This is a genomic window from Alterinioella nitratireducens (assembly GCF_013155465.1).
Classification (GTDB): domain Bacteria; phylum Pseudomonadota; class Alphaproteobacteria; order Rhodobacterales; family Rhodobacteraceae; genus Alterinioella; species Alterinioella nitratireducens.
Genome location: NZ_JABJVX010000021.1, coordinates 1 through 12,797, shown reverse-complemented (window position 1 = coordinate 12,797; position 12,797 = coordinate 1). Strand labels below are relative to the sequence as shown.

Below are 12,797 nucleotides of genomic sequence, written 5' to 3'. Positions count from 1 at the left end.
ATGTTCGATTTTCACGACAAGATCGCCGTGATCACCGGCGCCGGCAGCGGAATCGGACGGGCCACGGCGGCGTTTTTCCACGCCTGCGGGGCGCGGGTGGTGCTGGCCGATATCAACGCCGCGGCGGTCGAGGCAGCCGCAGTGGATCTGGGCGATCCCGAGCGCTCGGCTTGGAGCGTCTACGACGCCACCGACCCCGACGCGGCCGAGCGCCTAGTCGCTCTGGCTCTGGCGCGGTTCGGGCGAATCGACCAACTAGTCATCGCCGCCGGCATCTACGAGCGACAGAATGTGGCCAGCATGAGCGACGCACAATGGCGGCGGATGATGGCGGTCAATCTCGACGGCGCCTTCTATGTTGCGCGTGCCTGCGCGCGGGCGATGTTGGCGTCGGAAGCGGGCTCGGGGGCGATCGTCGGCATCTCCTCGGTCGCCGGGCATCAGGGCGGATCCTTTGCCCATGCGCATTACGGTGCCAGCAAGGGCGGGATGCTAGCCTTTGTGCGGGGTCTGGCCCGCGACCTGGCCCCGGCGATTCGCGTCAACGCCATCGCGCCAGGCTGGATCGACACGCCGATGGTCGCCGAGACCCTTCGCGGCAGCGGCGAGGCCAAGCTCAAGGCGATTCCGCTGCGCCGGATCGGTGCCCCTAGGGAGGTCGCCAGCGTCGCCGCTTTCCTGTGCAGCGAGGCAGCGAGCTTCGTCACCGGGGAATCGGTGATTGTAGCGGGGGGCGCCTATATGGGCTGAGCGGTCTCAGTATGACAAAAGCGGAGGAAAGGTTTGACGCAGGGGGGCGCCTTGTTTATGGTCAGACCATAATGGCTAGAGGGGGCGAATCTTTCGTCCTGCCGATCCTCCCGCAAGGAGCCCTCCGGGGTTTCTTAATCCATGCAACGGGTCGATTGGCTAGAAAGGGAGGGGTGATGCTGATCGAACTATGCATCTATCGTTGCGAGGCCGGGCGCTTGCCGGCCCTCCTGGAGCGATTTCGTACCGCCACGCTGGGCCTTTTCGCGCGTCATGGTTTCCGACCCGTCGGCTTCTTCACCACGGTGATCGGCCCCTCCGCGCAAGAGCTGCACTACCTGCTCGAATGGGGGTCGCTGGCCGACCGCGAACGTAGCTGGGCGGCCTTCCTCGCCGACCCTGACTGGATCACGGCGCATCGCGACAGCGAGCGTGACGGCCGCATTGTGCGTAACGCCAGCAACCAGATCCTGGCGCCCACGGATTTCTCCCCGATGCGATGAGTGCCCGGCTGTCGGCCCGCCGGGAGACGCAGACATTGGCTGGAATGGACATGGCAAGAACCAACACTTTCCGGGACCTCCGAAGCATTCTTGAAGTCCCTGCGCTAAATGACAAATTCGTCGCCAAGGCGCGTGAGACCCAGGCAGATGCGGTAATGCTGGACCTCGAGGATTCAGTCCCGCCCGAGCGCAAGGACGAGGCGCGCGCCAAGGTGGCAGCCGTCCTGACCGAGCCCGGGGTCTTCGGTGCGCGGATCGTCTTCGTGCGGGTCAACAATCTGACCAGCCCGTGGGGCATGGCCGATTTGGTAGCGCTGGGCGCCAGCAGGGCGCCGGCCACCGCCTGCTATCCCAAGGTTGAGACCCGAGACGAGATGGAACATGTACTGGCGATCCTGCGGCGCGAGAACGCCTCGGCCTCGGTCTACGCGATGATCGAGACTGCGCGCGCGGTGGCAGGGATCGAGAGCATCGCCCCCTGCGAGGGGCTGTGCGGCCTGCATTTCGGCTATGTGGACCTCGCGACCGAAATGGAGTGCTCGCTTTTCGCCGAGACCGGCGACCGGCTGCACCCGGCTATGGATTACGCCCGCGCCCGCATCGCCACCGCCGCGCGCGCGCAGGGGCTGTTCTCGACCGGGGGCTCGATGATCCCGGCCCTGAAGGATATGGAGAAGGTCGAGCGCTTTGTCTGGGACTGGAAGGCCTTCGGGTATTCGGCCTGCATGGCGCTTTCCCCCTCGCATGTCGGTGTCATCAACCGGGTTTTCCGACCCTCGGACGAGGCGCTGGAGGCCGCCCGCCGGATCTGCGTCGCCTTCGAGGCGGCCATCGCCCGAGGGGCGCTCAACGTCGAGATCAACGGTCGGATCGTTACCGGCCCCGACTATCGTCAGGCCCGGCGGCTTCTGGGGGCGGTTTCCCCGGTCAAGACGCTTCCGGTCTGAGCTATTCCCGACCGACACGGGCGGAACCCGTACCAACGACAACGGCATTCAAGGAGGAGTGACATGCCTAAATTCAATGAGAAACTCGCGGTATCGACCCTGGCCGCAATCTACCTGACCACCGGGCACGCCTTGGCCCAGTCGATCGACGAGATCTGCGCCGCCGCCGAGCAGGAACCGCCGCTGATGTGGTATTCATCGCAGGATCCGAACTTCAACGCCGAGGTCGTTGATGCCTTCATCGAAGCCTATCCGAACATCAGCACCGATTTCTTCCGCCTGCCCTCGGGCGCCTTGGCCGCCCGCTATGCTTCGGAGCGCGACGCCGGCGTGGTGAACGCCGATATCGTGTCGCTGGCCGATCCAATGTTCGTGGCCTCAGGGCTGGAGCGGGGCTGGTTCATCGAATTCGACCAGGCGATGTTGCCGGATCTCGCGCGACTTGCGCCCGAGTATTTCGACCGCGGCGTGGCGCTGACCGGAATCAACCCCGGGGGCATCACCTACAACACCGATTTGGCAGGCGAAAATCCTCCGGCCGACTGGCCCGACTTGCTGCGGCCCGAGTATCGCGGCTGGATCGCGCTTGCCGATCCACGCAACGTGCCGACCTGGATGGGCCTGTTCTCGATCCTCTTCGATCAATATGGCCCCGATTTCCTGTCGCAGCTGGCCGAACAGCAGATGGTTGTCGTGCCCAGCGCTGTGCCGGGAACGCAGCAACTCGCGGCGGGTGAATTCATCATCGTTTTCCCAAACGCGCGCGCGGTCTCCGAGCCGGTGAAGGATCAGGGTGCCCCGGTCGAGACGATCCTGCCGCCAATGGCCACCGGAGTCGAATATACCACCATGCTTTCGGCTGATGCAAGCAGCCCGAATGCGGCGCTGTGCCTTTACAACTTCCTCTTCACAGAGGTCGGGCAGCAACGCTTCAATTCCACCACGAGCGTCTCGCCTTTCCCCGGCATCGAGGGGCCGGCCGAAATGCCCGCCGGTTATCGCTCGCCCGGGATCCTGAGCCTGACGCCCGAGCGCACGCAGGAAATCCTCACGCTGCTAGGTCTTCGCTGACCGGCAGCCAGTCCTCCGGATCGTCCCCTCGGGGCGATCCGGAGGACGAAGCCTCAAAGCATCATCGCGGCTTGTGCGTGCCACCCCCTGAGGCGCCCACTCCACAGGAGTGCCGAGGCGGGGCCGGGGACGCGACGGGATCAGACCAAGGGAAGGTGAATCATGGTTAACGGCTACGACATCACGCTGTCGGACCTGCGAAAGCACTACAGAAGAAGAGACGGTTCGTCGGTGCGTGCCATTGACCATATCTCGCTGGATATCCGGCAGGGCGAATTCGTCGTGCTCCTGGGCTCCAGCGGTTGCGGCAAGACAACCCTGCTGCGCTGCATCGCCGGGCTGGAGGCCCCCGATGCCGGCGCGATCCGGATCGACGGCAAGCCGGTGTTCGATAGCGCCAGCAACCTCTTCACCCCGCCCGAGCATCGGCGCATCGGCATGATGTTTCAGTCCTACGCACTTTGGCCGCATATGACGATCCGCGAGAACATCCAGTTCCCGCTGAAGATGCAGAAGGTAGACAAGGCCAGCGCGGAGAAGAAGATTGCACACGTCCTAGAGATGATGCATATTGGTGAGCTCGCGCAGCAATATCCCAACCAGCTCAGCGGCGGCCAGCAACAGCGCGTCGCCTTGGCCCGGGCAATGGTGTGCAGCGAAAACCTCCTGCTATTTGACGAGCCCCTCTCCAACGTCGATGCCATGGTGCGCGAGCATCTGCGCACCGAACTCAGCTTCATGCAGAAGGAACTGGGTTTCACGGCAATCTACGTGACCCATGACCAGGAAGAGGCGATGGCCATGGCCGATCGCATCGTGGTTCTGGGCGGCGGGCGGATCTGGCAGCATGGCTCGCCCGAAGAGATCTATCACGAGCCGGTCGATGGTCGGGTCGCAGCGTTTGTCGGTTCGGCCAACCTGATCCCTGGTCAGCTCGCAGGCACCGAAATCTCCACCGCCCTAGGGTCGATGACCGTGCCCGCCGGCCAAATCCGCAGCCGCGGTACAGAGGTGGCCATCATGTCGCGCCCCGAGCATTGGCGCCTGAGTGCCGCCGGAGAGGCGGGAGGCGTCGCTAGCCCGGAAGGAGCGCTCAAGCTCAGGGGCACGGTTCGCTTGATCACCCATCTCGGCCCGCATACGGATTATATCGTCGCGGTCGGCGGCCAAGAGATCCGCGTCAGAGCCTACGGCTCGCGGCGTCTTCGGGTGGGGGACGCGGTCGATATCCTGATCGCGACTGCCGATCTTCTGGTTCTGGACCCCGATTGCTCGACCGGAGATCTGGTATGAAAACCGTGACATCCACTACGCCCCACACCGCCCGCCGGCGCGGGATCTGGACCAGGCTGACTTGGGGCCGGCGGGCCGACGGTTTCTCCCTGCTTGCGATGGCCTTGTCGCTGGTGACCGCGGCGCTGATCCTCTATCCGCTGGCCTATGTGACTTATAGCGTCTTCATCGGAGGGGACGCCTCGATCCCTGAGCTGGTGTCGAACATCCTCGGCTCTGGGATCGGTGCGGTCGTGTGGAATACCGTCTGGGTGATCGGCTGTTCGATCCTGATCGCCACCCTTATCGGGTCCTTCTTCGCCTGGCTGGTCGAGCGCACCGATATCGGCCTGACGGGCCTGTCCCGCTTCCTGCCCATGATGCCGCTCTTCGTGCCTCCGATCGCCGGCGCCATCGGATGGGTGCTTCTGGCCTCGCCGCGCTCGGGTTTCCTGAACCGCTGGGCGCAGGACGGGCTGGGGCTGGCGGGCATCGACCTGGGCGGGCCGCTTCTGAACATCTATTCGGGGCCTGGCCTAGTGTTCGTCTTCGTCATCTACCTGATCCCCAACATTTTCATGACCGTGTCGAGCCACCTTCGCAATCTCGACCCGGCGCTGGAAGAAGCCGCCCGGATGAGCGGCGCCAGCGTGATGAAGACGCTGTACCTGGTCACACTGCCCTCGGTCCGCCCGGCCGCGACGGCGGGTATGCTGCTGGCGCTGATCATGGGGCTGGCGCTGTTCTCGCTGCCCGTCGTAATCGGCGGCCCGGCCCAGATCGAGGTCCTGGCAGTGCGCATCGTCAACCTGATGATCAATTCCTATCCGCCGCAGACGGCGGTGGCGCTTCTCTTGGCGGTGCTGGTCATTGTGGTGATCAGCGTCGCGAGCTGGCTGCAGGTGCGGGTCCTAAGGCGCGGGAATTTCGCCACCATCGCAGGGCGCGGCATAGGTGCCGCCCGGGTCTCGCTGGGTCTCTACCGGGGGCCGGCGCGGGTGCTGTTCATCGCCTATCTGGTGGCCTCATCCCTGCTGCCCTTCCTGGCTCTGCTGATCGTCAGCCTTCAGCCCTTCTGGACACCGGTGATCAATGTCACGAATTTTAGCCTGCAGCATTACGAGAGCGTGTTCATCCAATCGCGCTATTCCAAGGCGGCGATCTTCAACAGCATTTGGCTGGGGGTGGTCGGCGCGACGGTGGGCATTCTCTTGTCAGCGGTCATCGCGTTCTTCACCAACCGGCAATCCGGCATCTTGGTGTCGCTGATCGATTCCGTGACTAAGCTGCCGGGTGCCGTGTCCAACCTAGTGATCGGCATCGCCTTCGTAGTGGCCTTCTCGGGCTCGCCATTCTATCTCTACGGCACGACGCTGATCCTGCTTCTGGCCTATATCGTGCTCTATATCCCGCAGGCATCGCTCAGCGCAAATGCGGCGCTGCACCAGGTCGGCAAACAACTGACCGAGGCCTCGCTAATGGCTGGGGCGTCGCAGGGTATGACCTTCCTGCGAGTGACCCTGCCGCTGATGCTGCCGGGACTGATTGCCGGTTGGACGCTGCTCTTTGTGCTCATGTCGGGCGATATCACGGCCTCGGCGATGCTGGCAGGAAATCGCAATCCGGTGGTGGGTTTCGTGGTGCTCGACCTCTGGGCGGGCGGGTCCTTCCCGCAACTCGCCGCGCTGGGCACGGTGATGACGATCCTCAGCAGCTCGGTGGTGCTGTTAACGCTGCGCCTGTCGCACCAACGGCACAGGGGCTGAACTCCAAGTGCTCAAGGTCCGGATGCCGTGCTAAAAGGCGCCGCCGCTCGGCTACGGTTTCCCTTCCTTGGGGGGATAGGTCGCGAGATGGCTTGCGGGCAGTGGCCATGCACCAGGGACATGACTACGCATGGTGGAGGCCGCTCCGTCAATTTGCGGGGCGCCCTTCGGGTATTGGTTGGCCATGCGCGCCGCGAGCCACCGGCGGAGAGCGGGTTGGCACCCACTGTCCGTATGATGAATGCAGCCGGTGGGCGGGGCTCTGTTCGCGACCGCCGCTCGCAAGCAAGGGGGCGAGCGCCAAAGGTGTGTCGAGACGCTGAGACAGGGCATATCCGACGACCTTGCGGCTGCAGGCATATAGAATGACCGCCAAGAAGCAGAAACTAGTCGAGATCCGAATGTAGGTTTGAACTGCCCCGGGTTTCCCGGAGAGCTTTTGGTTCAATGATTAGGCTGCTTTTTCGTCAGGGTTCAAGCTTGCGTAGAAGGCCTCCTCTGCTTCGTTCGGTGTGACGTAACCGATGGCGCTGTGCAGGCGCGCCTTGTTATACCAGTCGACCCACTTCAGGGTTTCGCACTCGACCTGACCAACGGACTTCCAGGGGCCGAGGAGCTTGATGACCTCGGTCTTGAACAGGCCGAAGATGCTTTCGGCCAGGGCGTTATCGTAGGAATCCCCGACGCTTCCGACCGAGGTGTCGATCCCGGCCTCGGCCAGCCGCTCGGTGTATCGGATCGACAGGTATTGGCTGCCGCGGTCGCTGTGATGGATCAGCTTGTCAGCCTCCGAGGGCGCCCTCTGACAGATGGCCTGGTTCAGGGCATCCAGCACGAAGCCGGTGGTCATCGAGGTCGAGACGCGCCAGCCGACGATCTTCCGGGCGAAGACGTCGATGACGAAAGCCACGTAGACCATGCCCTGCCAGCTTGAGACATAGGTGAAATCGCTGACCCACAGCTGGTTTGGCATATCGGCCACGAAGGCTCGGTTCACCTTGTCGTCCGGGCAAGGCTGCGCCGTGTCAGGGTTGGTCGTGATGACCTTCTTGCCGCGGACAACGCCTTGTAATCCCATAGCCTTCATCAGCCTCTCCACCGTGCAGCGGGCGATGTCATGGCCGTTGCGGCGCAGCTGATGCCAGACCTTGCGCGCGCCATATCGTCCCCGGCTGCCATCGAAGGCCCTCTTGATAGCGTCCATGGTCAGCCGATCCTGCCTGGACCAGTCCGAGGCCAGTTCCGGATCACGCTCCACAGCCTTGAAGGCATAATACGTCGATGGTGCAATCCCCAGAACCCGGCAGATCGGCCCGACACCAAAGACGCCACGATGATCCTCAATGAACGTGATCATTTGCGGAACGGGCGGTCGATCTCCGCCGCCGCGAAATACGCGCTCGCCTTCTTCAGGATCTCGTTGGCCTGGCGCAGTTCACGGACCTCGCGCTCAAGTTCCTTGATCCGGTCCTTCTCCGCGCTCGTCAGACCGCCGCGCTGACCGGCATCACGTTCCGCCTGCTGACACCAGACACGCACTGTTGGATGTCACCGAGAACTGACCCAGCAGCAGTCGGAATTGTCACTGAGATTTGACCCATGTGGAACCTTGCCCCTGACGGAGCTCGTCGGGGGTTATCGGAGTGATCGACATGGGATTTTTGAGCGTCATTCGACGTTGGGCTTTGCGGGACAAGATGCCCATCCGCGAGATCGCGCGGCGGACCGGGCTGTCTCGCAACACCATCAAGAAGTATCTGCGGGCGGGAGTCGTTGAGCCCCAGTTTCAGACACCGGCGCGGCCAACCAAGTTGGACCCGTATGCGGAGAAGCTGTCCGGCTGGCTGGTGACGGAGCAGCGCAAGTCGCGCAAGGACCGGCGCACTGCCAAGCAGATGCATGCTGATCTGGTTCAGCTTGGCTATGACGGCTCGTATGAGCGGGTCGCAGCCTTCGTGCGGACCTGGAAAGGAGACCGGCAGCGCGCGCAGCAGACCACCGATCGCGGGACATTCGTGCCGCTGGTGTTCCAGCCGGGCGAGGCGTTCCAGTTCGACTGGAGCGAGGACTGGGCCCATGTCGGCGGCGAGCGCATCAAGTTGCAGGTGGCTCACATCAAGCTGTCGCACAGCCGTGCGTTCCTGGTCAGGGCCTATCTGTTACAGACCCACGAAATGCTGTTCGACGCACACTGGCACGCATTCCGGGTCTTCGAAGGCGTCCCGGGCCGCGGGATCTACGACAACATGAAGACGGCGGTGGATCGCGTGGGCGTGGGCAAGAAGCGTGATGTGAATGCGCGGTTCATGGCCATGGTCAGCCATTATGTCTTCGAGCCGGAGTTCTGCAATCCAGCTGCCGGCTGGGGCGAGCCATCGTGGCGCCACCGGTTCAAGCCCGATGGCGAGCGGCCAGGTCGAGAAGAACGTCCGCGATGCGCGCCGTCACGCCAAAGGCGTGCTTCCAGCACGACGGCTCTGGCAGGTGATGCCGGCCTTCCCGGATCTTGACGCGTTGAATGTGTGGCTTGAGGCCTGGTGCAAGGCACTGTGGGACCGAGACCGCGCATGGCAGCCTTCCCGGCAGCATCGCCGATGTCTGGGAGGCCGAGAAGCCTGCTCTGATGCCGTTACCCACGGCCTTCGATGGCTATGTCGAGCACAGCAAGCGGGTGTCGCCGACCTGCCTGATCACCTTCGAGCGTAATCGCTACTCTGTGCCTGCCAGCTTTGCGAACCGGCCCGTCAGCCTGCACATCTACCCCGAACGGCTGGTGATCGTCATGCTGAAAGCATGCCTGCGGCATGACGCCGAGGGGCACGTGGTCTGCGAACACCAGCGCATCATCGAACGGTCGCACCGGCAACCCGGCCGCGTCATCTATGACTGGCGCCATTACCTCGCAGTGGTTCAGCGCAAGCCAGGCGCGCTGCGCAACGGCGCCCCGTTTGTCGAGATGCCGGAGGCATTCCGCCAGTTGCAGGGACAGATGCTGCGCAAGCCCGGCGGCGATCGCGAGATGGTCGAGATCCTGTCCCTGGTCCTGCATCACGATGAGCAGGCCGTGCTCTGCGCCGTGGAACTGGCACTGGAGGCGGGCGTGCCGACCAAGACCCATGTGCTGAACCTGCTCCACAGGCTGGTGGATGGCACACCGATCGACCAGCCCGATGTGACGCCGCCTTCAAGTCTCGTCCTGACGAAGGAACCTGAGGCCAATGTCGCACGCTATGACGGACTGCGGGGAGGCACACGCCATGCGTCATGATCCCGCCGGAGCCGCCATCGTCATCATGCTGCGCAGCCTGAAGATGCCGGGCATGGCGCAGGCCGTGCATGACCTCATGGAGCAAGGAGCGCCTGCGTTCGATGCGGCAATCCCGATCCTGTCGCAGCTGCTCAAGGCTGAAATGGCCGAACGCGAGGTGCGCTCCATCTCCTATCACATGAAGGCCGCACGCTTCCCGGCTTACAAGGATCTGTCCGGCTTCGACTTCGCCGCCGGCGAGGTCAACGAAGCCCTCGTGCGTCAACTGCATCGATGCGACTTCATGGACGCGGCTGAGAACGTGGTCCTGATCGGCGGACCCGGAACCGGGAAAAGCCATGTCGCGGTCGTGCTGAAAGCACGCCTCCGGCATGACCCTCGGCGTCCAGGCCATCGAGCATCACCGCAAACGGGTGCGCTTCTTCTCGACCGTCGAACTGGTCAACGCGCTGGTACAGGAAAAGGCACAGGGAAAGGCCGGGAAGATCGCCGAGGCGCTGGTGAAGACCGAATTGGTGATCCTCGACGAGCTGGGATACCTGCCGTTCAGCGCCTCGGGCGGTGCATTGCTGTTCCACCTTCTCAGCAAACTCTACGAGCGCACCAGCGTCGTCATCACCACCAACCTGAGCTTCAGCGAGTGGGCCAGCGTCTTCGGTGATGCCAAGATGACCACTGCGCTGCTCGATCGCCTCACCCATCGCTGCCACATCCTCGAGACCGGCAACGACAGCTACCGCTTCAAGGCCAGTTCCGAGACAGCGAAAAAGAAACGGAAGGAGACAGCAGCATTGACCCCACCATGAACCAGCAAACATAACGACCGGGCGGGTCAGACCTCGGTGACAATCCTGGGTCAGTTCTCGGTGACATCCAACAGCTGCGTCTGCCGCCTCGGACCGGCTGGCGGGCTTGGATCGAGGACGAGGGCCTGCTGCTGGTCTATGACGGCGCGACCTGGATCGGCACCACACCGGCGGCGCTGCAGAACATGGCACTCCTGGGGCTCGGCACCACGGCGGATGGGTCGAACCCGTTCTCGGCCAAGCTGAACGCCGCGCTCTGGACGGCGAAGACCGTGGCCGAGGGCGGCACCGGCGACCTGTTCTACACCATGAACAAGGAAGCTGCAGGCGACGATCTCGGGCTGACCCTGCAGACCGGCTTCGTGACCAAGGCGCTGGTAGGGCTCTTCGGCTCCGACAGGTTCCGCCTCGCGGTCTCCGCCGACGGCAGCACCTTCTTCGACGGGCTCAGCGTCGACAACGCCACCGATACGGTCCGGCGGGCGCATGCCGAGCAACCGCTGGCGGCGATCCAGAACGAGTACTCGATGCTCTGGCGCGGACCAGAGGCGGAAGTCCTGCCGCTCTGTGAGGAACTGGGCATCGGCTTCGTCCCCTGGAGCCCTTTGGGTATGGGGTTCCTTTCGGGCAAGATCAACGCCGACAGTCGCTTCGGCAATGAGGGAACGTTCGACTTCCGCGCTGCAGTGCCTCGTTTCGCCCCGGAGGCGTTGGAGGGCAACATGGCGCTCTTCGCGGTGGTGCAGTTCTGGGCCAGAAAGAAGGAAGCGACGCCGGCCCAGATCGCTCTCGGCTGGCTTCTCGCCCAGCGGCCCTGGATCGTGCCCATCCCGGCGACGACTAAGCTGCACCGGCTTGAGGAAAACCTCGGCGCGGCCGAGTTGCAGCTGGATCCAGAGGATCTGGAAAAGATCGACAATGCCGCAGCACAGATCAAGATCGAAGGGGAACGCCTGCCTGAGGCGGCTCTGAAAATGACCGGGCTCTGAGGCCATTCACTCGCGCGCAAGACAGAGTACGGAGCAGCCTCCCTCTGTCTCGCCTGTACCTCCGCAATTCATCGGCGAGCCCGATAAGTGCATGCGCTTTCTTTCGGGTAATCCGCGCGGGGGTCTCGGGCTAATCGAGCTGAGGCTCCACGGGAACAAGTTACAAATGCTGAATCGCCTGACCAGACGACACACCATCCTTTCTATCGTACTTGTCGGAAGCCTTGCTTCCCCGGCGAGTTCGGAACCCAACCGCGTCGAGTTTCCCGAGAATCTGGATGAGCTCGAGCACTACACGACAGTCACCCGCGGCGAGGTTACCGAGTTCATGTACACCTCTCAAGCCGCACTCGACGCCATACAGGCAGGCGAGCCCGTGCCCTACGGGACCCAGGTCATCCTGCAGGACTGGCGTGATGATGAGGTCTACCGCCTATTCGTCATGCAGAAGGGCGAAGGCTGGGGCGATGAGTATGATGAGGCGGTGCGAACGGGTGACTGGCAGTTTCAGTGGTACTGGCCTGACGGGTCGATCAACATGGACGAGAACACCGATCGGTGTCGCGCCTGCCATCAAGCCCGTGAGGGTCGCGAGTACATGTTTACCTTCAACGATGCTCGGCGGGCCGAATGACGCGCGTCCTGATGCGCCTGCTTCTCGACGCGACAGCGCTGGTCCTCCTGCTGCTCGCCTTCGCCTATTGGTGGCTGGGCAATTTCGCACACGAGGTGATCGGCACGGCGCTTTTCCTCATCCTTGCCCGCCATCTGCTGAATAACCGCAAGTGGTGGTCGTCGCTCCGCCGCGGTCGGTACCACCCCCGCAGAGCCGTCGGCGTCGCTCTGACCTTTTTTCTGGCGGTGGCGATGACGGTCCTGCTGGCGACCAGCTTCGCGATTTCTCGCACGACGTTTGCCTGGATTCCCTTGCCGGACAGCTTTGCCCTGCGGGAGGCGCACATGTTCGCCGCCTACTGGGTGATGGTGCTGATCGGTCTCCATATCGGCCTGAACTGGCAACGCGTCATGATGTTCGCCGGCAAGCTAGGCGTGGCCGGTCCCGTCTGGCGTTGGGGCGGGCTGGCGGCCGGAGCGATCATTGCGCTGCAAGGACTGCGGAGCGCGGCCGTGATGGATCTCTGGACCCGCCTGCGCTTCGACTACAGCCTCGTGATGTGGGATTTCAATTCCCAGGCGTTTCAGTTCGTGGGCCACTGGATGGCGATCATCACGCTATTCGCGTTTGGAACGCATTGCATCACTCGCGCACTCGGGATGTTCCCTCGACGAGCAGCCGCCTGAGCGAGGCAAAACAGGGGAAGGACTGGTCGCGCAACGCGGAATACCTGGAGATGGGGTGGATGCCGCTCTCACCCTGACGGCATCGCGATGTGCTATACTCGTGGTGTCGAAGCACAAGCTGAA

9 protein-coding genes, 3 pseudogenes and 1 other annotated feature are annotated in these 12,797 nt (G+C 63.3%); of the genes and pseudogenes, 11 read left to right on the top strand and 1 reads right to left on the bottom strand.

All coding sequences use genetic code 11. From position 1 onward, the window contains the following. From HNS34_RS18895 to HNS34_RS18870, 6 genes are all read left to right on the top strand, one after another. Positions 1–750: an SDR family NAD(P)-dependent oxidoreductase gene (locus HNS34_RS18895; protein ID WP_172321656.1), complete on the top strand. Its 750-nt coding sequence runs from the start codon at positions 1–3 to the stop codon at positions 748–750. Between the two features lie 176 nt (positions 751–926). After that, a complete protein-coding gene (locus tag HNS34_RS18890) occupies positions 927–1,253 on the top strand; it encodes an NIPSNAP family protein (RefSeq protein WP_172321655.1) in 327 nt (108 codons plus the stop codon). Beyond that, positions 1,250–2,200: an HpcH/HpaI aldolase/citrate lyase family protein gene (locus HNS34_RS18885; protein WP_328700576.1), complete on the top strand. Its 951-nt coding sequence runs from the start codon at positions 1,250–1,252 to the stop codon at positions 2,198–2,200. The genes HNS34_RS18890 and HNS34_RS18885 overlap by 4 nt, the downstream gene beginning before the upstream one ends. Positions 2,201–2,332: 132 nt before the next feature. Further along, positions 2,333–3,271 carry an extracellular solute-binding protein gene (locus tag HNS34_RS18880; RefSeq protein WP_172321653.1) on the top strand — a complete coding sequence of 313 codons (939 nt, stop codon included), beginning with the start codon at positions 2,333–2,335 and terminating at the stop codon, positions 3,269–3,271. A 162-nt stretch (positions 3,272–3,433) separates the two neighbouring features. Continuing rightward, on the top strand, positions 3,434–4,564 hold the full coding sequence (locus tag HNS34_RS18875; protein ID WP_172321652.1) for an ABC transporter ATP-binding protein: 1,131 nt from the start codon (positions 3,434–3,436) through the stop codon (positions 4,562–4,564). Then, complete coding sequence (locus HNS34_RS18870; RefSeq protein ID WP_172321651.1) at positions 4,561–6,309, top strand: ABC transporter permease; 1,749 nt, start codon at positions 4,561–4,563, stop codon at positions 6,307–6,309. The genes HNS34_RS18875 and HNS34_RS18870 overlap by 4 nt, the downstream gene beginning before the upstream one ends. Positions 6,310–6,760: 451 nt before the next feature. On the opposite strand, the pseudogene HNS34_RS18865 reads toward HNS34_RS18870, so the two are convergent. Beyond that, positions 6,761–7,851, bottom strand: a pseudogene (locus HNS34_RS18865) (IS3 family transposase); the annotation flags it as partial. Next, positions 7,592–7,708: a sequence feature (AL1L pseudoknot), on the bottom strand. Its footprint overlaps the pseudogene before it by 117 nt. Positions 7,852–7,961: 110 nt before the next feature. On the opposite strand from HNS34_RS18865, the pseudogene istA reads away from it, so the two are divergent. From istA to HNS34_RS18835, 5 genes and pseudogenes are all read left to right on the top strand, one after another. Then, positions 7,962–9,577 (top strand): annotated as a pseudogene (istA, locus tag HNS34_RS18855) (IS21 family transposase). Continuing rightward, a pseudogene (gene istB, locus HNS34_RS18850) lies at positions 9,567–10,383 on the top strand (IS21-like element helper ATPase IstB). The pseudogenes istA and istB overlap by 11 nt, the downstream one beginning before the upstream one ends. A 185-nt stretch (positions 10,384–10,568) precedes the next feature. After that, positions 10,569–11,372, top strand: a complete 804-nt coding sequence (locus HNS34_RS18845; RefSeq protein ID WP_235952807.1) for an aldo/keto reductase — start codon at positions 10,569–10,571, stop codon at positions 11,370–11,372. Between the two features lie 166 nt (positions 11,373–11,538). Continuing rightward, positions 11,539–12,006, top strand: a complete 468-nt coding sequence (locus tag HNS34_RS18840) for a cytochrome P460 family protein (protein ID WP_172321648.1) — start codon at positions 11,539–11,541, stop codon at positions 12,004–12,006. Beyond that, positions 12,003–12,674, top strand: coding sequence for a DUF4405 domain-containing protein (locus HNS34_RS18835; RefSeq protein ID WP_172321647.1), 672 nt, complete (start codon positions 12,003–12,005; stop codon positions 12,672–12,674). Before HNS34_RS18840 ends, HNS34_RS18835 begins: the two co-directional genes overlap by 4 nt. Positions 12,675–12,797: the final 123 nt, after the last annotated feature.

Bases quoted from the DNA above. Each gene is read 5' to 3' on its own strand.
- HNS34_RS18895 (WP_172321656.1), top strand. From the start codon at position 1: ATGTTCGATTTTCACGACAAGATCGCCGTGATCACCGGCGCCGGCAGC.
- HNS34_RS18890 (WP_172321655.1), top strand. From the start codon at position 927: ATGCTGATCGAACTATGCATCTATCGTTGCGAGGCCGGGCGCTTGCCG.
- HNS34_RS18885 (WP_328700576.1), top strand. From the start codon at position 1,250: ATGAGTGCCCGGCTGTCGGCCCGCCGGGAGACGCAGACATTGGCTGGA.
- HNS34_RS18875 (WP_172321652.1), top strand. From the start codon at position 3,434: ATGGTTAACGGCTACGACATCACGCTGTCGGACCTGCGAAAGCACTAC.
- HNS34_RS18870 (WP_172321651.1), top strand. From the start codon at position 4,561: ATGAAAACCGTGACATCCACTACGCCCCACACCGCCCGCCGGCGCGGG.
- HNS34_RS18845 (WP_235952807.1), top strand. From the start codon at position 10,569: ATGGCACTCCTGGGGCTCGGCACCACGGCGGATGGGTCGAACCCGTTC.
- HNS34_RS18840 (WP_172321648.1), top strand. From the start codon at position 11,539: ATGCTGAATCGCCTGACCAGACGACACACCATCCTTTCTATCGTACTT.
- HNS34_RS18835 (WP_172321647.1), top strand. From the start codon at position 12,003: ATGACGCGCGTCCTGATGCGCCTGCTTCTCGACGCGACAGCGCTGGTC.